14 protein-coding genes are annotated in these 20302 nt (G+C 63.8%); 11 read left to right on the top strand and 3 right to left on the bottom strand.

The window, feature by feature from the left end; all coding sequences use genetic code 11:
* The first annotated feature begins 5 nt into the window (after positions 1–5).
* Positions 6–1826 carry a translational GTPase TypA gene (gene typA, locus BLS75_RS26645; protein WP_019093868.1) on the top strand — a complete coding sequence of 607 codons (1821 nt, stop codon included), beginning with the start codon at positions 6–8 and terminating at the stop codon, positions 1824–1826.
* Positions 1827–2095: 269 nt separating this feature from the next.
* Here typA and BLS75_RS26640 read toward each other — a convergent pair whose 3' ends face one another.
* Positions 2096–2536, bottom strand: a complete 441-nt coding sequence (locus BLS75_RS26640; protein ID WP_026020056.1) for a YkgJ family cysteine cluster protein — start codon at positions 2534–2536, stop codon at positions 2096–2098.
* 269 nt (positions 2537–2805) lie between these two features.
* Between BLS75_RS26640 and BLS75_RS26635 the strand changes: the two genes are divergently transcribed.
* From BLS75_RS26635 to BLS75_RS26615, 5 genes are all read left to right on the top strand, one after another.
* Positions 2806–5256, top strand: coding sequence for a glycogen/starch/alpha-glucan phosphorylase (locus tag BLS75_RS26635; RefSeq protein WP_072452099.1), 2451 nt, complete (start codon positions 2806–2808; stop codon positions 5254–5256).
* Positions 5257–5461: 205 nt separating this feature from the next.
* Positions 5462–9094, top strand: coding sequence for a DUF2339 domain-containing protein (locus BLS75_RS26630; RefSeq protein WP_072452098.1), 3633 nt, complete (start codon positions 5462–5464; stop codon positions 9092–9094).
* Positions 9091–10464 carry a DUF3999 domain-containing protein gene (locus BLS75_RS26625; RefSeq protein ID WP_072452097.1) on the top strand — a complete coding sequence of 458 codons (1374 nt, stop codon included), beginning with the start codon at positions 9091–9093 and terminating at the stop codon, positions 10462–10464. Before BLS75_RS26630 ends, BLS75_RS26625 begins: the two co-directional genes overlap by 4 nt.
* Positions 10465–10650: 186 nt before the next feature.
* On the top strand, positions 10651–11661 hold the full coding sequence (locus BLS75_RS26620; RefSeq protein ID WP_011058768.1) for a class 1 fructose-bisphosphatase: 1011 nt from the start codon (positions 10651–10653) through the stop codon (positions 11659–11661).
* A 3-nt stretch (positions 11662–11664) separates the two neighbouring features.
* Positions 11665–12267: a DUF924 family protein gene (locus BLS75_RS26615; protein ID WP_072452096.1), complete on the top strand. Its 603-nt coding sequence runs from the start codon at positions 11665–11667 to the stop codon at positions 12265–12267.
* Positions 12268–12302: 35 nt separating this feature from the next.
* On the opposite strand, the gene BLS75_RS26610 is transcribed toward BLS75_RS26615, so the two are convergent.
* Positions 12303–14195, bottom strand: coding sequence for a methyl-accepting chemotaxis protein (locus BLS75_RS26610; RefSeq protein WP_026022877.1), 1893 nt, complete (start codon positions 14193–14195; stop codon positions 12303–12305).
* Between the two features lie 282 nt (positions 14196–14477).
* On the opposite strand from BLS75_RS26610, the gene BLS75_RS26605 reads away from it, so the two are divergent.
* Positions 14478–14732 (top strand): hypothetical protein, encoded by a 255-nt coding sequence (locus tag BLS75_RS26605; protein ID WP_011058771.1) that lies wholly within the window; start codon positions 14478–14480, stop codon positions 14730–14732.
* Positions 14733–14768: 36 nt separating this feature from the next.
* The gene (locus tag BLS75_RS26600) at positions 14769–15338 is read left to right on the top strand and encodes a lipocalin family protein (protein WP_072452095.1); all 570 of its coding nucleotides are present in this window, start codon (positions 14769–14771) and stop codon (positions 15336–15338) included.
* An 81-nt stretch (positions 15339–15419) separates the two neighbouring features.
* Here the strand turns inward: BLS75_RS26600 and BLS75_RS26595 are convergent, their stop codons facing one another.
* Positions 15420–16784 (bottom strand): formimidoylglutamate deiminase, encoded by a 1365-nt coding sequence (locus BLS75_RS26595; protein ID WP_019093926.1) that lies wholly within the window; start codon positions 16782–16784, stop codon positions 15420–15422.
* A gap of 107 nt (positions 16785–16891) precedes the next feature.
* Here BLS75_RS26595 and hutC point away from each other — a divergent pair, with 107 nt between their 5' ends.
* The 3 genes from hutC to hutU all read left to right on the top strand — a co-directional run bounded on the left by hutC (position 16892) and on the right by hutU (position 20296).
* Positions 16892–17641: a histidine utilization repressor gene (gene hutC, locus BLS75_RS26590; RefSeq protein ID WP_011058774.1), complete on the top strand. Its 750-nt coding sequence runs from the start codon at positions 16892–16894 to the stop codon at positions 17639–17641.
* Positions 17638–18210 (top strand): HutD/Ves family protein, encoded by a 573-nt coding sequence (locus BLS75_RS26585; protein WP_011058775.1) that lies wholly within the window; start codon positions 17638–17640, stop codon positions 18208–18210. The genes hutC and BLS75_RS26585 overlap by 4 nt, the downstream gene beginning before the upstream one ends.
* Positions 18211–18613: 403 nt before the next feature.
* Entirely contained in the window at positions 18614–20296 is a 1683-nt protein-coding gene (gene hutU / locus BLS75_RS26580) for a urocanate hydratase (RefSeq protein WP_011058776.1), read from the top strand.
* Positions 20297–20302 lie beyond the last annotated feature (6 nt).

The raw sequence follows: 20302 nt of genomic DNA, 5'->3' as shown, positions 1-20302 counted from the left end.
CACAAGTGATCGAAAATCTACGCAACATCGCCATCATTGCCCACGTTGACCATGGTAAGACCACCCTGGTAGACAAACTCCTGCGTCAATCCGGCACCTTGGAGCGCAACGAGCTCAACGACGAGCGCGTGATGGACTCCAACGACCAGGAAAAAGAGCGCGGCATTACCATCCTGGCGAAAAACACCGCCATCAACTGGAACGGCTACCACATCAACATCGTGGACACCCCGGGCCACGCCGACTTCGGCGGCGAAGTTGAGCGCGTAATGTCCATGGTCGACTCCGTGCTGCTGCTGGTCGACGCTCAAGACGGCCCTATGCCGCAAACCCGTTTCGTGACCAAGAAGGCTTTCGAAGCCGGCCTGCGTCCAATCGTGGTGATCAACAAGGTCGACCGTCCGGGCGCGCGTCCTGACTGGGTTCTGGACCAGATCTTCGACCTGTTCGACAACCTCGGCGCCACCGAAGAACAGCTGGACTTCAAAGTCGTCTACGCCTCGGCCCTGAACGGCATCGCCGGTCTGGACCACACCGAAATGGCCGAAGACATGACCCCGCTGTACCAGTCGATCGTCGACAACGTGCCAGCGCCAAGCGTTGACCGTGACGGTCCGTTCCAGATGCAGATCTCCGCTCTGGACTACAACAGCTTCCTGGGTGTGATCGGCGTTGGCCGTATCGCTCGCGGTCGCGTCAAGCCCAATACCCCGGTAGTGGCCATCGACGTCGACGGCAAGCGCCGCAACGGTCGTATCCTCAAGCTGATGGGCCACCACGGTCTGCACCGCGTAGACGTTGAAGAAGCCGCTGCCGGCGACATCGTCTGCATCAGCGGTTTCGACGAGCTGTTCATCTCCGACACCCTGTGCGACCCGACCGCTGTTGAAGCGATGAAGCCGCTGACCGTCGACGAGCCAACCGTTTCCATGACCTTCCAGGTCAACGACTCGCCATTCTGCGGTAAAGAAGGCAAGTTCGTGACCTCCCGTAACATCAAGGAGCGTCTGGACAAGGAGCTGCTGTACAACGTTGCTCTGCGTGTCGAAGAAGGCGACTCGGCCGACAAGTTCAAGGTTTCCGGCCGTGGTGAGCTGCACCTGTCGGTACTGATCGAAACCATGCGTCGCGAAGGTTTCGAAATGGGCGTTGGCCGTCCTGAAGTGATCATCCGTGAAGTTGACGGCGTGAAGCAGGAACCGTTCGAAAACGTCACCATCGACATCCCTGAAGATTCCCAGGGCAAGGTCATGGAAGAAATGGGCCTGCGTAAGGGTGACCTGAGCAACATGGTTCCGGATGGCAAGGGCCGTGTACGCCTGGAATACAACATTCCAGCCCGTGGTCTGATCGGTTTCCGTAACCAGTTCCTGACCCTGACCAACGGTGCAGGCATCCTGACCTCGATCTTCGATCGCTACGCTCCGATGAAGTCCGGCCACATGTCCGGCCGTCAGAACGGCGTACTGGTATCGGTAGAAACCGGCAAGGCCCTGACCTACTCCCTGGAAACCCTGCAGGCGCGCGGCAAGCTGTTCGTCGAGCACGGCCAGGAAATCTACAACGGTCAGATCGTTGGTCTGAACAGCCGTGACAACGACCTGGGTGTGAACCCAACCAAAGGCAAGAAGCTCGACAACATGCGTGCTTCGGGCAAGGACGAAACCATCGCCCTGGTTCCGCCGGTCCGTTTCACCCTGGAACAGGCTCTGGAATTCATCCAGGACGACGAGCTGTGTGAAGTGACTCCTAAGTCCATCCGTCTTCGCAAGAAGATCCTGGACGAAGGCGAGCGTACTCGCGCTGCCAAGAAAGCCAAGAACTGAGTCTTTAGTTCCGGCTGAATGAAAACGCCCCCGGCCTTGCGGCCGGGGGCGTTTTTTTTGATCTGTGAAAAAGCTCGGGTCCTGTCGCCACTGCCGAGCCTGCGAGGCTGCGCTCGACCGCGTAGCGGTCGTAAAGCGGTGTATCTGAAACTCTGCAGTAGCCCGTACTGCGGCGGCTTTGCAGCCGTTCGCAGCCTCGCCAAGGCTCGGCTGCGGCTACAGGGCGGCAGGGTTACATGGGGAACGGGGTTGCAGGCGCAGGCCGGGGCTCAGAAACGTTCCAGGGTCCGGCTGCTGGTATTGGTCGGGCGCACCTGGGGCTTGGGCTTGTAAGCGCAGTAACCCGGGCGCGGGCCGATCTTCGGATGGTTGCGGCAGGTGTCCGGGCGCTTGTCATAAATGGTGCACAGGCGGCTTTTACGATCCAGATACAGGCAGTCGTTGTTGCTCATGCGCTGCAGGGTGAAGATTTCCGACTTCTGGTTGTAGCGCTCGACGATGCCTTCCTTCTGCAGGCGCTTGGCGATGTTCTTCGCCGGCTCGCCGCGTTCGAACTCATCGACGATGCCGATGCGGATCAGGTCCTTGATCTTCACTTCCACCGGCAGTGTGCAGCAGCTGGACATGCAGGAGCCGCACATGGGGGCGGTGTACTTGGCCCAGGTATCGAGACGATCGATTTCCGCGGCGGCGATCAGGTTGGACTTCATCAAGGTCATTTCCGGCAGGTGTTCCAGGGCGCGCGATCATACCGGGACTGGTGGATTTTTGAACGACTTTAGGTCGGATTTTTCTTCATGTGGCGCCGAACAATACCTGGCGGCACGGCAACTGCATCCTTTTCTCCCGCTGGCGCAGAAGACTCCCTGTTTAGCCGAGCCATTTGAAATAGCGCCGAACCAGAGCCTTCGCCTCGTGTCAGACCGACTAGGCTCAGACAATTCCATGCTCACTGTGTATCTCGTCAGAGGTCGTATCGATGACTCAGGAACCCCTTGTTCGCGACGCTGAGGTGGCCGCTTTTCGCGAAGCCGTCTTGACCAAACTCACCTACGCGGTAGGCAAAGACCCGGATCACGCCTTCGACCACGACTGGTTCGAAGCCATTGCCCTGGCCGCGCGGGACCACATGGTCGACCACTGGATGGATCACACGCGGCAGATCTACCGCAAGGGCCAGAAGCGGGTGTACTACCTGTCCCTGGAGTTCCTTATCGGCCGCCTGCTGTTCGACAGCCTGAGCAACCTCGGGCTGCTGGAGGTGGCCCGCGAGGCCCTCACCGACCTGGGGGTGGACCTGGAGCGCATCCGCCTGCTGGAGCCCGATGCGGCTTTGGGCAACGGTGGCCTGGGGCGCCTGGCGGCGTGCTTCATGGAAAGCATGTCGACCCTGGGCATCGCCGGCCACGGCTACGGCATCCGCTACGAACACGGCCTGTTCCGCCAGGCCATCGTCGATGGCTGGCAGCAGGAGCAGACCGAGCACTGGCTGGATTTCGGCAACCCCTGGGAGTTCGAGCGCCCCGAGGTGATCTACTCCATCGGCTTTGGCGGCAGTGTCGACACCGTGACCGACGAGGCGGGCAACACCCGGCAGGTCTGGTGGCCGGCGGAAACGGTGCGCGCTGTGGCCTACGACACCCCGGTGGTGGGCTGGCGCGGGGCCAGCGTCAACACCTTGCGCCTGTGGCGGGCACGAGCCATGGAAGACCTGCACCTGGAGCGCTTCAATGCCGGTGATCACCTGGGCGCGGTAGCCGAAGTGGCCCGGGCCGAGAGCATTTCCCGGGTGCTGTACCCGGCCGACAGCACCGAGGCCGGCCAGGAGCTGCGCCTGCGCCAGGAATATTTCTTCGTCTCGGCGTCGCTGCAGGACCTGCTGCGCCGCCACAAGAACATGCACGACTCGGTGCTCAGCCTCGGCGAGCACGCGGCGATCCAGCTCAATGACACCCACCCGTCGATCGCCGTGGCCGAGCTGATGCGCCAATTGGTCGACCTGCACGGCATCGCCTGGGACGCGGCGTGGCAGATCACCGTGGAAACCCTCTCCTACACCAACCACACCTTGCTGCCCGAGGCCCTGGAAACCTGGCCGGTGGGCCTGATGGAGCGCATGCTGCCGCGGCACATGCAGATCATCTACCTGATCAACGCCCAGCACATCGACTCGCTGCGGGCCAAGGGCCTGCACGATTTTGACGTGCTGCGGGCGGTGTCGCTGATCGAGGAAGACAACGGCCGCCGGGTGCGCATGGGCAACCTGGCGTTTCTCGGCTCCCACAGCGTCAACGGCGTGTCCGGGCTGCACACCCAGCTGATGCGCAGCACGGTGTTCTCCGAGCTGCACAAGCTGTACCCCGAGCGCATCAACAACAAGACCAACGGCATCACCTTCCGCCGCTGGCTGTACCAGGCCAACCCGCAACTCACTGAAATGCTGGTGGAGGCCCTGGGCCTCGAACTGCTGGACAGCCCCGAGGAACTGCTCAGGGGGCTCGAACCCTTTGCCGAGAAACCGGCCTTTCGCAAACAGTTCGCCGAGCAGCGCCTGCACAGCAAGCGGGCCCTCGCGGCGATCATCCATGAGCGCCTGGGAATCGCGATCAACCCGGCGGCAATGTTCGATGTGCAGGTCAAGCGCATCCACGAATACAAGCGCCAGTTGCTCAACCTGTTGCACACCGTGGCGTTGTACCAGGCGATCCGCGCCGAGCCGGAAACCGACTGGGTGCCGCGGGTGAAGATCTTCGCCGGCAAGGCTGCCGCCAGCTATCACCAGGCCAAGCTGATCATCAAGCTGACCAACGACATCGCCCGTACGGTGAACAATGACCCCACGGTGCGCGGCTTGCTCAAAGTGGTGTTCTTGCCCAACTACAACGTCAGCCTGGCGGAAAGCATCATTCCTGCCGCCGACCTGTCGGAGCAGATCTCCACCGCCGGGTTCGAGGCCTCGGGCACCAGCAACATGAAGTTCGGCCTCAATGGCGCGTTGACCATCGGCACCCTGGACGGCGCCAACGTGGAGATGTGCGAGCAGGTCGGCGCGGAGCACATGTTCATCTTCGGCCTCAGTGCCCAGCAGGTGGAGGCGCGCAAACGCAATGGCGAGTTCAGCGCGGTGCCGGATATCGCCGCCTCCCATCGGCTGAACGACGTGCTGCAGGCGATTCGCGGCGGGGTGTTCTCCCCGGACGATCCGTCGCGCTATACCGCGCTGATCGATTCGCTGATCGATTACGACCGGTTCCTGGTCTGCGCCGATTTCGACGCTTACTGGAACGCCCAGGCTCGGGTCGAGGAGCGCTGGCACGACTCCAAGGAATGGTGGCGTTCGGCGGTGCTCAACACTGCGCGCATGGGCTGGTTCTCTTCGGACCGGACCATCCGTGAATACGCCACGGAGATCTGGAAGGCCCTGGAATGAGGCCCCTGAGAAAATTCTAGAAGTGTGCACAAGGCCCAGCGTTTGTTGGGCCTTGCCGATATACTGGGCAGCGTTTTGCTTCCCCGGCGGTGTCTTTTGGCTGGTGTCCGGCTTCCAAGCGGGGAGGGGCCTTTACCGGTTTACCGGCGCGGGCACCCATACGGTTGCACCCGTCCGTCAATGGACTGCTTAGGGATATCGACACATGCAATGGATATTCATGCTGCTGGGAGGGGGACTGGGCTGGCTCCTTGACGAGTCCTTCAGCGACGCCCTGATTGGCGCGGTTTCGGGCTTGGCCATCGGCCTGGCGATTCGTTCCGACGCCTTGCATCGACAAGTTGTCGACCAGCATCGTGAGCTGGAGAAGGCAAAGAAGGCCCTCGCTACCCTGGGCCAGCGCCTTGCCCTGCTGGAAAGCATCGGCGGCCCCGCTGCCGAACCCGCCTCAGAACCCCAGGCCAGCGCCCCGCTGGCCGAGGCAGGCAGCGGCATGAGCGCCGCGCCGGAACTTGCAGACCTTCCCGAATTCATTCTTGAGGAAGTCCAGCCCGTGGAGCCGGCGCCGGCTGCCCCCGAGCTGGTCTGGGAATTGCCCGCGGCAGCGAGCCCTGCCGCCTCCGTGGAGGCCAGCCAGCCGGTGCCGGAGTCGGTGTGGCAACCCCAGCCCCAGGCGCCGGCCCGTGAGTCCGTAGCTGCGCCTCGGGAACCCAACCTGATCGAGCGCGCCCTGAGCGGCGCGCGCAACTGGCTGTTTGGCGGCAACACTGTGCTGCGGGTCGGCGTGGTGCTGTTGTTCCTAGGCCTGGCTTTCCTTCTGCGCTACGCCACCGAAGGCATGGTGGTGCCGCTGGAGCTGCGCTACGCCGGGGTTGCGGCCTGCTCCCTGGGCCTGCTGGGCCTGGGCTGGTGGTTGCGGCGGCGCAACAGCAACTACGCCCTGATGCTCCAGGGCACCGGTATCGCCGTGCTGTACCTGACGGTGTTCGCGGCGATGCGCCTGCATCCGTTGCTCGACCCTTCCGCGGCCCTTGGCCTGTTGGTGGCGGTCACGGTGTTTTCGGCGATCCTGGCCATTACCCAGGACGCCCTCAGTCTGGCGGCCGCTGCAGCCCTGGGCGGCTTTGCCGCACCGATCCTGACGTCCACCGGCGCCGGCAGCCATGTGGCACTGTTCAGTTACTTCGCCCTGCTCAATGCCGGCATCCTGGCCATTGCCTGGTTCAAGGCCTGGCGCCTGCTGAACCTGATCGGCTTTGTCGGCACCTTCGGTATCGGCTTTGCCTGGGGCCTGCGCTCCTACACGCCGGAGCTGCTGTGGAGCACCGAGCCCTTCCTGATCCTGTTCTTTGTCATGTACCTGGCCATCGGCCTGCTGTTCACCCGGCGCAAGCTGCTGGAAATGCCCGACGCACCGGCGGATGACAGCCGCCAGGCGCTGCTGCACTGGTCTGCGCGCAAGGGTGACTACGTCGACGGCAGCATGCTCTTCGGCCCGCCCCTGGTGGGCTTCGGCCTGCAACTGGCGCTGGTCCAGCACCTGGAGTTCGCCGCTTCCTTCAGTGCCCTGGCCCTGGGCCTGACCTACATGGTCCTGGCCCGGCTACTGATGGGCGGCCGCGCCCTGTTGCTGGGTGAAACCTGCCTGGCCCTGGGCGTGATCTTCGCCAGCCTGGCGATCCCTCTAGGCCTGGATGCGCGCTGGACCTGCGCCGCCTGGGCCGTGGAAGGGGCGGGAATCTTCTGGCTCGGCCTGCGCCAGCAACGGCCGCTGGCCCGGGTGTTCGCCCTGCTGCTGCAACTGGGGTCGGCCCTGGCCTTCCTCAGTAAGCTGCAGCCCGGCGCTACCAGCCTGCTGGACGGCGCGCCGCTGGGGGCGTTGCTGCTGGGCGTCGCGCTGCTGTTCAGCTTCGATCAGTTGCGGCGGGCGCAGAAGACCCAGGTAGCGAGCTGGGAGCAGGGCATTGCGCCGATCCTGGCGGTGGCCGGGCTGGCTTTCCTGTACCTGCTGGCGCCGTTGTTCCTGTTCACCCAGGGCACCGCCATCAGCTGGGCGGTGGCCGGGTTGGCGACGCTGTTTGTCGGCCTGCGCCTGCAATCGCGGACGTTCCTGTTCACCGCCTTCGCCGTGCAGCTGTTGGGCGGTGCGCTGTTCCTGATGCGCCTGCAAGGTGCGGACGGCGATGCCGGTGCGGTGTTCAACGCCGGCTGGAGCGGGCTGATGAGCGCTTCGCTGATTGGCCTGGCGCTGATCGGCGGCATGCTCATGGCAGCCCGCAATGACATGGTGCGCAGTGATCCGCGGCTGCTGCGGGGCTTGTCCCTGGTACTGCTGGCCGGCCTGATGATGATCAACCTGGCGGTGCTGTTCGTCCTGCCCTGGAGCACGGCCAGCGGCGTCTGGGCCGCCAGTGGCCTGCTGATCATCTGGCTCAGCCTGTATCTGCAGCAGCGGGCCAGCTTTGTCTTCGGCCTGGTGCTCCAGGTGATTGGCGGCAGCACTTTCCTGCTGGCCGGTTCGGGTTGGTATTTCGTGACGGCGGACGCTGCGCGGCCTCTGGCCAATGGCGATTTCTGGACGCCGATGGTCCTGGCCCTGGCGGCCCTGGTGGGCGCCTGGCGCCTGCAGCGGGGCAACCATGGTTCGGCCTTCGATACCTTGAGCCTGGGCCATCTGTCCGATCTGTTGCTGGCCTGGGGCGCCTGCTGGTGGGCCTTTACCTGGCTCAAGGAAGTGCTGCGCTTCGCCCCGGCCCATTGGCAGGCCAGCCTGCTGTTGCTGATCAGCGCGGCTAGCGTGTTGCTCTGGGCGCTGCTGGCGGTACGTTTGAAATGGTCGTCCCTGGGCCTGTTGTGCAGCCTGTTGATACCGGCCGCGGGTCTGGTACTGCTGGCTTCCTGGGCTCCGCGCTATCACCCGGCTGCGGATTTCGGCTGGCTGGCCTGGTCCCTGTTGTTCGCCGTGCACTTCTTCAGCCAGCGGCGCCTGGTGTCGCAGCTGCCGGCACGGGTGGCGAGCATCGCCCATGTGCTGGGCTGCTGGTTGCTGATCGGCGTGCTGGCGCTGGAGCTGCGTTATGGCCTGCTGCTGTTGTCCGAGCAGTACAACGCCTGGCGCTGGCTGGGCTGGGCGATCCTGCCGAGCCTGTACCTGGTGGCGATGGCCGCGCCGCGCGCCTGGCCGTGGCCGGTTTCTGCCCACTCCCGCGAGTACCGCCTGTATGCCGCGCTGCCCCTGGCGGTGCTGATGCTCGGCTGGTTCTGGCTGGCGAATATCTTCAGCGATGGCCGGGCCGAACCACTGCCTTACCTGCCGCTGCTCAACCCGCTGGAACTGGGGCTGCTGTTCGCGCTGTTCGGCGTCTATGTCTGGTCGCGCAGCGCGGTGCGGGAACTGGCGATCCGTGCCGACTACGCCGAGCGTGCCACGCAACTGGTGGCGGGGCTGTCGCTGTTCGCCTTCTTCACCGTGCTGGTGATGCGGGCGGCCCACCATTGGAGCGGCGTGCCGTTCCAGGCGGATGCGTTGCTGGAATCGATGATGGTCCAGGCCGGGCTGTCCATCGTCTGGACCCTGATTGCCCTGAGCCTGATGATCGGCGGCCACCTGCGTCATCGCCGTGAAGTCTGGCTGATCGGCGCAGTGCTGATTGCCGTGGTGGTGGCCAAGCTGTTCCTGGTGGAGTTGAGCAACCGTGGCGGGCTGGCGCGGATCGTCTCGTTCATCGGGGTGGGAGTATTGCTGCTGGTGGTGGGCTATTTCGCCCCATTGCCGCCCAAGCGCGCCGAGGCGCAAGCCGAGCCCGGCAAACCGTTGAATGAAGGAGTGTCATCGTGAGTGCGAAGCTGAGCCTGGGCTGGTTGGGGGCTGTGGGCCTGTGTGTGGCGTTGTCCGCCGTGGCCCAGGACAAACCGGGGGACTTCAAGTCCCTGGCACCCCTGAGCCTGAGCGGCGAGGGGCCCTGGTATCGCCTGGAACTGCCGTTGGCGGTGCAACTGCACGCCAGCCAGACCGACCTGCGGGATATCCGTGTGTTCAACGCTGCCGGTGAGCCCCAGGCCTATGCCCTGGCGCGCCAGCAGGCGCAGACCACCGAGCAGCACACGCTCAGCGATGTGAAGTGGTTCCCGTTGTACAGCTCGGCAGATGCCGCCGACAGCACCCCCAGCGTGCGGGTGCAATCCACCACCAATGGCACGCTGGTGGAGGTTCAGCCCTCGACTCAACTGGAGGCCGGCGAGGAGGTCCTGCGTGGCTGGTTGCTGGATGCCAGCGCAATCAAGGCACCGTTGCAGCAACTGGTGCTGGACTGGACCAGCGAACGCGACGGCTTCCAGCGGTTCAGCATCGAAGCCAGCGACGACCTGCAACACTGGCAGCCCTGGGGCGAAGGCCAGGTGGCGCGCCTGTCGTTCGCCGACGAGCGGGTCGAACAGCATGAAGTGGCGTTGCCCGGGCAGACGGCGCGCTACCTGCGCCTCTTGTGGAACACCCCGCAAACGGCGCCGGTGCTGACTTCGGCGCAATTGCAAAGCAGTACCACCAGCAGCCTGCCCTCGCCGCTGGTGTGGTCGCAGCCCCTGAAGGGCAGCAGTGCCAAGGCCGGCGAGTACACCTGGCAGCTGCCCATGGGTTTGAACCTGGAACGGGTGCGCATTGCCCTGACCCAGGCCAACAGCCTGGCTCCGGCCACGCTTTATGGGCGCCGAGAAAGCAGCCTGCCGTGGCAGCCCCTGGGCAATGGCCTGCTGTACCGCCTGACCCAGAATGGCCAGGACGTGCAGCAGAACGAACTGCAACTGCCGGGGCAGACCGTGCAGCAACTCAGGCTGGTGGTGGATGAGCGTGGTGGCGGCCTGGGCGCCGAGGCCCCGAGCCTGGAGTTCGCCGTGCGTGGCACCCAACTGGTGTTCCTGGCTCGGGGAGCCGGCCCTTACACCCTGGCCCTGGGCAACCCCACCGCGAGCGCGGCCAACCTGCCGCTGGCGACCCTGATCCCCGACTACAGTGCGCAACGCCTCAAGCAGTTGGGCCAGGCCAAGGTCGAGGGCGCGGCGCAACTGGCCTCGGCCACTGTCGCTCCTGCCGCTGCCGTGGCGGCAGGCGGGCCGGACTGGAAGAAGATCGGCCTGTGGGCCGTATTGCTTCTCGGGGTGCTGGCCCTGGCCGGCATGGCCTTCAGCATGTTGCGCAAGCCCGCGGCCTGAGGCGGGCAGGTGTGGCGAGGGAGCTTGTTCCCTCGCCACCAAGGTCCATCGTGCCCGGGGTTTTTGACTACGCTGGAACCGGCGCCTGAACTCTAACTGGCGGTTCCCTGTCTGAGAGGAGGAAATGCGCCCCGACTCGCGTTAAACTGCGCGGGTTTTTAGCCCCCCATTCCTCCGGAGCCTTCCATGTCCCGCGTTACCCTGAGTCGCTATTTGATTGAGCAGACCCGCAGCAACAACACTCCTGCCGATCTGCGCTTCCTGATCGAAGTGGTGGCGCGTGCTTGCAAGGAGATCAGCCACGCCGTTTCCAAGGGCGCCCTGGGCGGTGTCCTGGGCAGCATGGGCACGGAAAACGTGCAGGGCGAAGTGCAGAAGAAGCTCGACGTGATCTCCAACGAGATCCTGCTCGAAGCCAACGAATGGGGCGGCCACCTGGCCGGCATGGCGTCCGAGGAAATGGACAATGCCTACCAGATCCCGGGCAAGTACCCCAAAGGCGCCTACCTGCTGGTATTCGACCCGCTGGACGGCTCCTCGAACATCGATATCAACGCACCGGTCGGCACCATTTTCTCGGTACTGCGCTGCCCCAACGAGTACCTGAGCCAGAACGAAGCCCTGAATGAAAAGGCCTTCCTGCAGCCGGGCACCCAGCAGGTCGCCGCCGGTTACGCCATCTACGGCCCGCAGACCATGCTGGTGCTGACCCTGGGCGACGGCGTCAAAGGCTTCACCCTGGACCGCGAAATGGGCAGCTTCGTGCTGACCCACGAAGACATCAAGATTCCGGAGTCCACCCAGGAATTCGCCATCAACATGTCCAACGAGCGTCACTGGGAAGCCCCGGTCAAGCGCTACGTGGAAGAACTGCTGGCGGGCGACACCGGCCCGCTGAAAAAGAACTACAACATGCGCTGGGTCGCGGCGATGGTGGCTGACGTGCACCGTATCCTGACCCGGGGCGGTCTGTTCATGTACCCACGTGACAGCCGCGAGCCGGAAAAACCGGGCAAGTTGCGCCTGATGTACGAAGCCAACCCGATGTCGTTCCTGGTGGAACAGGCCGGCGGCGCGTCCACCGATGGTCACAAGCGCATTCTCGACATTCAGCCTGAAGGCCTGCACCAGCGTGTGGCGGTGTTCCTCGGCTCGAAGGAAGAAGTGGCCCGCGTGACCGGCTACCACAAGGAATAAGCCATGAGCGCGCCCTGGCAGCCTCTGCTTGATTGGTGGTTCGGTTCAGCCGAAAAGCCGGCGGAGATTGTCGCTGCCAAGGGCCGGTTGTGGTTTGGCAAGCGCGACAGCCAGGACCTCGAAGCGCGTCAGCGTTTCGCCGGCCTGGTGGAGCAGGCCCTGGCTGGCGGTTTGACCGAATGGGCGCAAAGCCCCCAAGGTTGGCTGGCCATGGTGCTGTTGCTCGACCAACTGCCACGGATGATCTATCGCGACACTCCCAAGGCATTTGCCGGCGACCTGTGTGCCCAGGCACTGGTGGCCCAGGGTATCGCCGCGGATTTTGACCGGCGCCTGCCGGCCATGCAGCGCTGCTTCATCTACCTGGTGTTCGAGCACTGCGAAAACCTGGCGGTGCAGAACGAGAGCGTTTCACGCTTTACCGCCCTGCACGATGAACAGCCAGCGGACGAGCGTGCAGTGTTTGCCGACAACCTGGACTACGCCGAACGGCACCAGAAAGTCATTGCCCGCTTTGGGCGCTTCCCCCATCGCAATGCCATCCTGGGCCGCGAATCCACGGCCGAGGAACTGGCTTTCCTGCGCGAGCCCGGTTCGCGTTTTTAAGGGCACTTTCGCCGGCAAGCCGGCGAAGCTGTTACTCAGATACGGAAACTGCCCACCAGATGCTGCAGGCGCTTGGCCTGCTGCTCCAGGTCGGCGCAGGCGCGCAAGGTGGCCTGGAGGTTTTCCACGCCTTCCTGGTTGAGGGTGTTGATCTCGGTGATGTCGACGTTGATCGACTCCACCACGGCGGTCTGCTCCTCGGTGGCGGTGGCCACCGACTGGTTCATGCCGTCGATCTCGCCGATGCGCTGGGTCACGCTGCCCAGGCGCTCGCCGGCCTGGTTGGCAATGCCCACGCTGTTCTCGCTCTCGCGCTGGCTTTCGGTCATGGTGCCCACCGCTTCACGGGCGCCTACCTGCAGTTCCTCGATCATCTTCTGCACTTGCTGCGCCGAATCCTGGGTGCGGTGGGCGAGGTTGCGCACCTCGTCCGCTACCACTGCGAAGCCGCGCCCGGCTTCACCGGCGCGGGCGGCTTCGATGGCGGCGTTGAGGGCCAGCAGGTTGGTCTGCTGGGAGATGCTGGTGATCACTTCCAGAATCTGCCCGATGTTCACCGTGCTGCTGTTGAGGGTTTCGATGTTGTCGCAGGAGCTGCTGATCTTGGCCGACAGCTGGTGCATCGCGGCGATGGTCTTGTCCACTACCTGCTGGCCGTCTTCCGCCAGGCTGCGGGCGTCGCTGGAATGCTGCGAGGCCAGGGCTGCGTTCTGGGCGATTTCCTGGGCGGCGGCGCCCAGCTGGTTGATGGCTGCGGCCACGCTGCTGGTGCGCGAGGCCTGCTGGTCGGAGTTGAACATCGACGAGTTGGAGGCAGCCACGACCCGCAGGGCCACTTCGTTGACCTGGCCGGTTGCCGAGGACACTTCGCGGATCGAGCTGTGGATGCGTTCGACGAAACGGTTGAACGACACTCCCAGGGTGCCGAATTCGTCGTGGCCGTGGATCACCAGGCGTTTGGTCAGGTCGCCTTCACCTTCGGCGATATCGTGCATGGCCCGGCCCATCAGGTGCAGGGGCTGCATCAGCATGCGGATCAGCATGCCCAGCAGGCTGATGATGATCACCACGGCAATGGCCATGGCGATGATGGCCGAGGTGCGGAACTCGCTGAGCATGGCGAAGGCGGTGTCCTGGTCCAGGACCAGGGCCACGTACCAGTCGGCCGAGGGCACGCCATTGACGTGGGTGAAGGAAATGAACTGGGTCTTGCCGCCCTGCTGCACTTCTTTCAGCCCTGGGCTGACGTTCGGCGCTGCGTTGGGGTAGGCCTCGCTCAGGTTCTTGAGCACCAGCTTGCTGTCAGGGTGGATGAGGATCTTGCCCTCGGCACTGACGATGAAGGCATGGCCGTGGCCGCCGAAGTTCAGTGAGTTGATGATGGCGCTGACGCTCGACAGGTCGATGTCGGCACCGGCCACGCCGATCATCTGGTTCTGGTGCTGTACCGGGGTGGCGACAGTGATCACCAGCTTGCCCGACGAGGCGGCGATGTAGGGTTCGGTGACGATGGTCCGCTGGGCGCCGGTGGCTGCCTTGTACCAGCCGCGGGCGCGGGGGTCGTAATCGGCGGCGCGGTTGCCGGCCGGTACCGAGAACATCACGCCGTCCTGGCCCCCGAAGTAGCTGAGCTGGAAGTTGCCGGTGTAGGCGGGCAGGCCGACGCTGCGTTTCAGGCTATCGGCGCCGCTGCCGTCCACGGCGATCTGCTGGGCCAGGGATTGCAGGAGCTGGATGCGGCTTTCCAGCCAGGTCTGGATGTTGCTGGTGGTCAGGCTGCCCAGTTCCTGCATCGAGGCTTCGGTGCTGCTGCGCAGGGCCTCTCGCTGTCGATAGTCGTTGAACAGAATAAAACAGGCGAACGCAACGGCAACCACAAGGGCGGCTGCGAGCAGGATCTTGTGGCTGAACTTCATATTTCTGGTCATTAAATGAACTACCGCGAGGGGCTGGTCAACGAGGGGCGTCAATTTGCCACAGTGGAGGGCTTTGCGCTGCATCTTATGTCGACTGGCCACCACTGAAAATGAGGGGCAGATGCACAAAGCCGACGAACTGTCAGGTGCGGCAAAAAGGTCCTTGATTTACGAGGCAATTGCCCGGTTTGCCAGGCAAGAAATACCCGTCTCCCCGGGGAACCAGAAGGGGGTTTTCTCTTCTAAGCTTCTGGTTGGCTGACAGGCCTTCCCCCTTTTGTTCAGGAGTTCACCATGTCCCTGCGTTCTCTCGCTCTGTTGTCGTTCTGCGTGCTGCTGGCCGCGTGCAGCAAGGTCAATCAGGAAAACTATTCCAAGCTGTCGGCGGGTATGCCCAAGGCCGAGGTCGAACAACTCCTGGGCAAGCCGACTGACTGTTCGGGCGCGCTGGGCATGTCCAGCTGCACCTGGGGTGACAAGAACAGCTTTATCAGCGTGCAGTACGCCGGTGACAAGGTTCTGATGTTTTCCGGGCAAGGCCTGAAGTAAAAAAAACCGGGGCTTCGGGCCCACGGGAGAAAAATAATGATGCGTTTTGTTGTCACTCTTCTGGTCGGCCTGCTCTTGGCCGGCTGCGCCACGTCCCGGGACGATTCGCTGGCGCCCAAGACCGTCAACCACGTCGATCTCAAGCGTTATCAGGGCACCTGGTACGAGCTGGCGCGGTTGCCCATGTACTTCCAGCGCAACTGTGCGCAATCCGAGGCTCGTTATACCCTGCTGCCGGAGGGCAACGTGGCGGTGCTCAATCGCTGCCTGACCCCGGAATGGAAATGGGAAGAGGCCCGTGGTACGGCCACGCCTCAAGTGCCGGGCAAGACCGACAAGCTGTGGGTGGAGTTCGATAACTGGTTCTCGCGGCTGCTGCCGGGCGCTACCAAGGGCGACTACTGGGTGTTGTACGTCAGCGATGACTACAAGACCGCGATTGTCGGCAACCCGAACCGCCGTTACCTGTGGCTGCTGTCGCGGACCAAGGAGGTCAACGAAACGGTGCGCGAGGAACTGCTGAGCAAGGCTCGCCAGCAGGGGTATGACACCACGCGGCTGATCTGGCGGGTGTCGGACTCGGCCATGGCCAAGACCTCGAAATAAGCTCATCCGCAGGAGCCGGCTGGCCGGCGAAGGCGCTCGTGAGAATGCTTTCGCCGGCCAGCCGGCTCCTACAGGTCGGGATTAGTTGAGCAGGTCACGCAGGACCTGGGTAAAGGCCCGGCTGCTGTCTTCTTCGGCGGCGTGACGCCCGTCGCGCACGACCCACTGCCCACCCACCATCACATCGCGCACCTGACGGTCGCCGCCGGCGAACAGCCAGCGGTTGAGAATCCCGTCGCCGTCGGCGGTGGCCAGGTAGGGGTCGTTGCCATCCAGCACCAGCCAGTCGGCGCGGGTACCCACGGCCAGGGCGCCAATGCCTTGTCCCAGGGCCTGGGCACCGCCATCCAGCGCGGCGTCGTACAGGGTCCGGCCGACCATGGGCTGGTCGGCGCGGTACAGGCGGTTGCGGCGCTGGTCCCGCAGGCGCTGGCCGTACTCCAGCCAGCGCAGTTCTTCCACCACGCTCAAGGACACATGGCTGTCGGAGCCGATGCCCAGGCGCCCGCCCTGGGCCAAGAAGTCCACCGCCGGGAAAATACCGTCGCCCAGATTGGCCTCGGTGGTCAGGCACAGGCCGGCGATGGCCCGGCTGCTGGCCATGAGGCTGACTTCCTCGGGGTTGGCGTGGGTGGCGTGGACCAGGCACCAGCGCTGATCCACCGCGACGTTTTCATACAGCCACTGCAATGGACGCCGGCCGCTCCAGCTCAGGCAGTCGTCGACTTCCTTCTGCTGCTCGGCGATGTGGATATGCACCGGGCAATGGCGATCACTGGCAGCCAGCACTTCGCTGATCTGCTGTGGCGTGACCGCTCGCAACGAGTGAAAGCACAGGCCCAGTTGCTGGTTGGCCTGCTGCGCCAGCAGCGGCTGCAAGTGCTGTTGCAGCTTGAGGTAGTTTTCCGTGCTGTTGATGAAGCGGCGCTGGCCGTCATTCGGTGCCTGGCCACCAAAGCCTGCGTGGCTGTAGAGCACTGGCAGCAGGGTCAGGCCGATACCGCTGCCGGCGGCGGCCTGGCTGATGCGTCGGGACAGTTCGGCGGGGTCGGCGTAGGGCTTGCCGTCGCTGTCGTGATGCACGTAGTGGAATTCAGCTACCGAGGTGTAGCCGGCCTTGAGCATTTCGATATACAGCTGGCGGGCGATGACTTCCAACTGCTCGGGATTGATCTTGCCCACCAGGCGGTACATCAGGTCGCGCCAGGTCCAGAAGCTGTCATTGGGGTTGCCGGCCACTTCCGCCAGCCCGGCCATGGCCCGCTGGAATGCATGGGAGTGCAGGTTGGGCATGCCCGGCAGCAGCGGGCCCTTGAGCCGTTCCGCGCCGTCTGCGCTGGCGTTGGCCTGGATCTGTGTCAGTTGGCCGTTAGCGCTGACTTCAAGGCGTACATGGTTGGCCCAGCCATCAGGCAGCAGTGCACGTTCGGCGAAAAAGGCGGACATGGTTCAAGCACCCTATCGTTTGTTATTTGTATATACATATACAGACGTTTGCCTGCCCGGTAAACTCCGGCAAGCTAGCCACCTTTATCGATCAACAAGGATTTCCTGTGCCGACTCCGCCTGCCAAATCGCCGCTGGCTGCCCACTTGGGCGATAGTCCGGCGCCCTTGTACGCCCGCGTCAAACAGATGATCACCCAGCAGATCGAGAGCGGAAACTGGCCGCCGCACTACCGTGTTCCCTCGGAAAGCGAGCTGGTCAATCAGCTGGGTTTCAGCCGCATGACCATCAACCGCGCGCTGCGCGAGATGACGGCCGAAGGCATGCTGGTGCGGATGCAGGGCGTGGGCACGTTCGTCGCCGAACCCAAGAGCCAGTCCGCCCTGTTCGAAGTGCACAACATTGCCGACGAGATCGCGTCCCGCGGTCATCGCCACACCTGCCAGGTGATCACCCTGGGCGAGGAAGCCGCCGGTTCCGAGCGTGCCCTGGCCCTGGACATGCGTGAAGGGCAGAAGGTCTTCCACTCGCTGATCGTGCATTTCGAGAACGACATCCCGGTGCAGATCGAGGACCGTTTCGTCAACGCCCTGGTGGCGCCGGAGTACCTCAAGCAGGACTTCACCCTGCAGACTCCCTACGCCTATCTGTCCCAGGTCGCGCCCCTGACCGAGGGCGAGCATGTGGTGGAGGCGATTCTCGCCGAAGCCGAAGAATGCCGGCTGCTGCAGATCGAGCGGGGCGAGCCTTGCCTGCTGATTCGCCGTCGCACCTGGTCCGGGCGCCAGCCGGTGACCGCCGCGCGGCTGATCCACCCCGGTTCCCGTCATCGTCTGGAAGGGCGCTTTCACAAATGATCCAGCTCACCCATCTGCGTGCCGCCGACTACCCACGCATGCCCTGGAAAAACGGTGGAGGCAGCACCGAAGAGATTGCCCGGGATACCGGTGACGGCCTGGACGGTTTCGGCTGGCGCCTGTCGATTGCCGATATCGCCGAGTCCGGCGGGTTTTCCAGTTTTGCCGGTTACCAGCGGGTCATCACCGTGCTCCAGGGCGCGGGCATGCAACTGACCATCGATGGCGAGGATGTGCGGCCGCTGTTGCCTCTGGACGCCTTTGCCTTCAGCGGCGCCAGCCAGGTCGATTGCACACTGCTGGAGGGGGCGATCCGCGACTTCAACCTGATCTATTGCCCACAGCGCTACGTCGCCCGTTTGCAGTGGCTCGATGGCCAGCAGCGGTTTTTCACCCAGGCGCACACCTTGTTGCTGTTCAGTGCTGCCGAGCAAGCCTGGGTGGATACCGGTAGCGCACCGGTGCAAGCACTGGGGCGTTATGACTGCCTGCGCCTGGAAGGCAATCGCGGGCTGCTGGAAGTCGCCCTGGACGGGCTGTGCTGCGTGATCGAACTCACCGCCCGCTGATTCATCGCGTCTTGCCGCAGGCCGGATACGGCCTGCGGATGCTGCAAACCTCCTTTCTTTATTCGTGCTTGGTTGCCCTCGGCTTCATGCGGGGTCCTGCGTGCCTGCGCCGGCGCGCCTGCTGTTTCTTGCGCGCACTCATTTGTTACCGAACGCCCCAGCCCGGCGCAAAAGCCCATCCTGGTAACAGCTGCGCGCGTGGCCAAAAACCTTCGCTGAAAATTTATCTTTGGTTGAAAGCCCCGTTCTACAAGGCCTGCGATGTGTTCGTCAGGTTTATGAGAATGATCTTGAGGGAGTTGGCCGCTTGATTGCATATGCTTGTATGTACAAGTAAATATGTGTGCGTAAGAGTCGATGGAATCCTCTTCGCACCTTGGACTCATCGCCGAGGAGTTTTTCCGTGACCGACAGCAAGCCAACTAAATACCGTAACGTCGAAATCCGTGCTGCACGCGGCAACAAGCTGACCGCCAAGAGCTGGCTGACCGAAGCGCCGCTGCGCATGTTGATGAACAACCTCGACCCGGAAGTTGCCGAGAACCCCAAGGAGCTGGTGGTGTACGGCGGCATCGGCCGCGCGGCGCGCAACTGGGAGTGCTACGACAAGATCGTCGAGGCCCTGACCCATCTGAATGACGACGAAACCCTGCTGGTGCAGTCCGGCAAGCCGGTGGGCGTGTTCAAGACCCACAGCAACGCCCCGCGGGTACTGATCGCCAACTCCAACCTGGTGCCGCACTGGGCCAGCTGGGAACACTTCAACGAACTGGATGCCAAGGGCCTGGCCATGTACGGCCAGATGACCGCCGGCAGCTGGATCTACATCGGCAGCCAGGGCATCGTCCAGGGCACCTATGAAACCTTCGTCGAAGCCGGCCGCCAGCATTACGATTCCAACCTCAAGGGCCGTTGGGTGCTGACTGCCGGTCTGGGCGGCATGGGCGGTGCCCAGCCACTGGCCGCGACCCTGGCCGGAGCCTGCTCGCTGAACATCGAGTGCCAGCAGACCAGCATCGACTTCCGCCTCAAGACCCGCTACGTCGACGAGCAGGCCACCGACCTGGACGACGCCCTGGCGCGGATCAAGAAATACACCGCCGAAGGCCGTGCCATCTCCATTGCCCTGTGCGGCAACGCTGCCGAGATCCTGCCGGAACTGGTACGCCGCGGCGTGCGCCCGGACATGGTCACCGACCAGACCAGCGCCCACGACCCGCTGAACGGCTACCTGCCCAAGGGCTGGACCTGGGAGCAGTACCGTGACCGCGCCCAGACCGAGCCGGCGGCGGTGATCAAGGCGGCCAAGCAGTCCATGGCCGTGCACGTACAAGCCATGCTGGACTTCCAGAAAATGGGGGTTCCGACCTTCGACTACGGCAACAACATCCGCCAGATGGCCCAGGAAGAGGGCGTGGAAAACGCTTTCGACTTCCCCGGCTTCGTCCCGGCCTATATCCGTCCGCTGTTCTGCCGTGGCATCGGCCCGTTCCGCTGGGCGGCGCTGTCCGGCGATCCGCAGGACATCTACAAGACCGACGCCAAGGTCAAGGAACTGATCCCCGACGACGCCCACCTGCACAACTGGCTGGACATGGCGCGCGAGCGCATCAGCTTCCAGGGCTTGCCGGCACGGATCTGCTGGGTTGGCCTGGGCCTGCGCGCCAAGCTCGGCCTGGCCTTCAACGAAATGGTCCGCAGCGGCGAGCTGTCGGCACCGATCGTCATCGGTCGCGACCACCTGGACTCCGGTTCCGTGGCCAGCCCGAACCGTGAAACCGAATCCATGCAGGACGGTTCCGATGCCGTATCCGACTGGCCGCTGCTCAATGCCCTGTTGAACACCGCCAGTGGCGCGACCTGGGTTTCCCTGCACCACGGCGGCGGCGTCGGCATGGGCTTCTCCCAGCATTCGGGGATGGTGATCGTCTGCGACGGCACCGATGAAGCGGCCGAGCGTATTGCCCGGGTGCTGCACAACGACCCGGCCACCGGGGTGATGCGTCACGCCGATGCCGGTTACCAGATCGCCATCGATTGCGCCAAGGAACAGGGCCTGAATCTGCCGATGATCACCGGCAAGTAACCACCG

The organism is Pseudomonas sp. NFPP12 (genome assembly GCF_900103205.1).
Taxonomy (GTDB): domain Bacteria; phylum Pseudomonadota; class Gammaproteobacteria; order Pseudomonadales; family Pseudomonadaceae; genus Aquipseudomonas; species Aquipseudomonas protegens.
This window is presented reverse-complemented; position numbering and strand designations above follow the sequence as displayed.

Bases quoted from the DNA above. Each gene is read 5' to 3' on its own strand.
- BLS75_RS26640 (WP_026020056.1), bottom strand. From the start codon at position 2,536: ATGAAGTCCAACCTGATCGCCGCCGCGGAAATCGATCGTCTCGATACC.
- BLS75_RS26635 (WP_072452099.1), top strand. From the start codon at position 2,806: ATGACTCAGGAACCCCTTGTTCGCGACGCTGAGGTGGCCGCTTTTCGC.
- BLS75_RS26630 (WP_072452098.1), top strand. From the start codon at position 5,462: ATGCAATGGATATTCATGCTGCTGGGAGGGGGACTGGGCTGGCTCCTT.
- BLS75_RS26620 (WP_011058768.1), top strand. From the start codon at position 10,651: ATGTCCCGCGTTACCCTGAGTCGCTATTTGATTGAGCAGACCCGCAGC.
- BLS75_RS26615 (WP_072452096.1), top strand. From the start codon at position 11,665: ATGAGCGCGCCCTGGCAGCCTCTGCTTGATTGGTGGTTCGGTTCAGCC.
- BLS75_RS26610 (WP_026022877.1), bottom strand. From the start codon at position 14,195: ATGACCAGAAATATGAAGTTCAGCCACAAGATCCTGCTCGCAGCCGCC.
- BLS75_RS26605 (WP_011058771.1), top strand. From the start codon at position 14,478: ATGTCCCTGCGTTCTCTCGCTCTGTTGTCGTTCTGCGTGCTGCTGGCC.
- BLS75_RS26600 (WP_072452095.1), top strand. From the start codon at position 14,769: ATGATGCGTTTTGTTGTCACTCTTCTGGTCGGCCTGCTCTTGGCCGGC.
- BLS75_RS26595 (WP_019093926.1), bottom strand. From the start codon at position 16,784: ATGTCCGCCTTTTTCGCCGAACGTGCACTGCTGCCTGATGGCTGGGCC.
- BLS75_RS26585 (WP_011058775.1), top strand. From the start codon at position 17,638: ATGATCCAGCTCACCCATCTGCGTGCCGCCGACTACCCACGCATGCCC.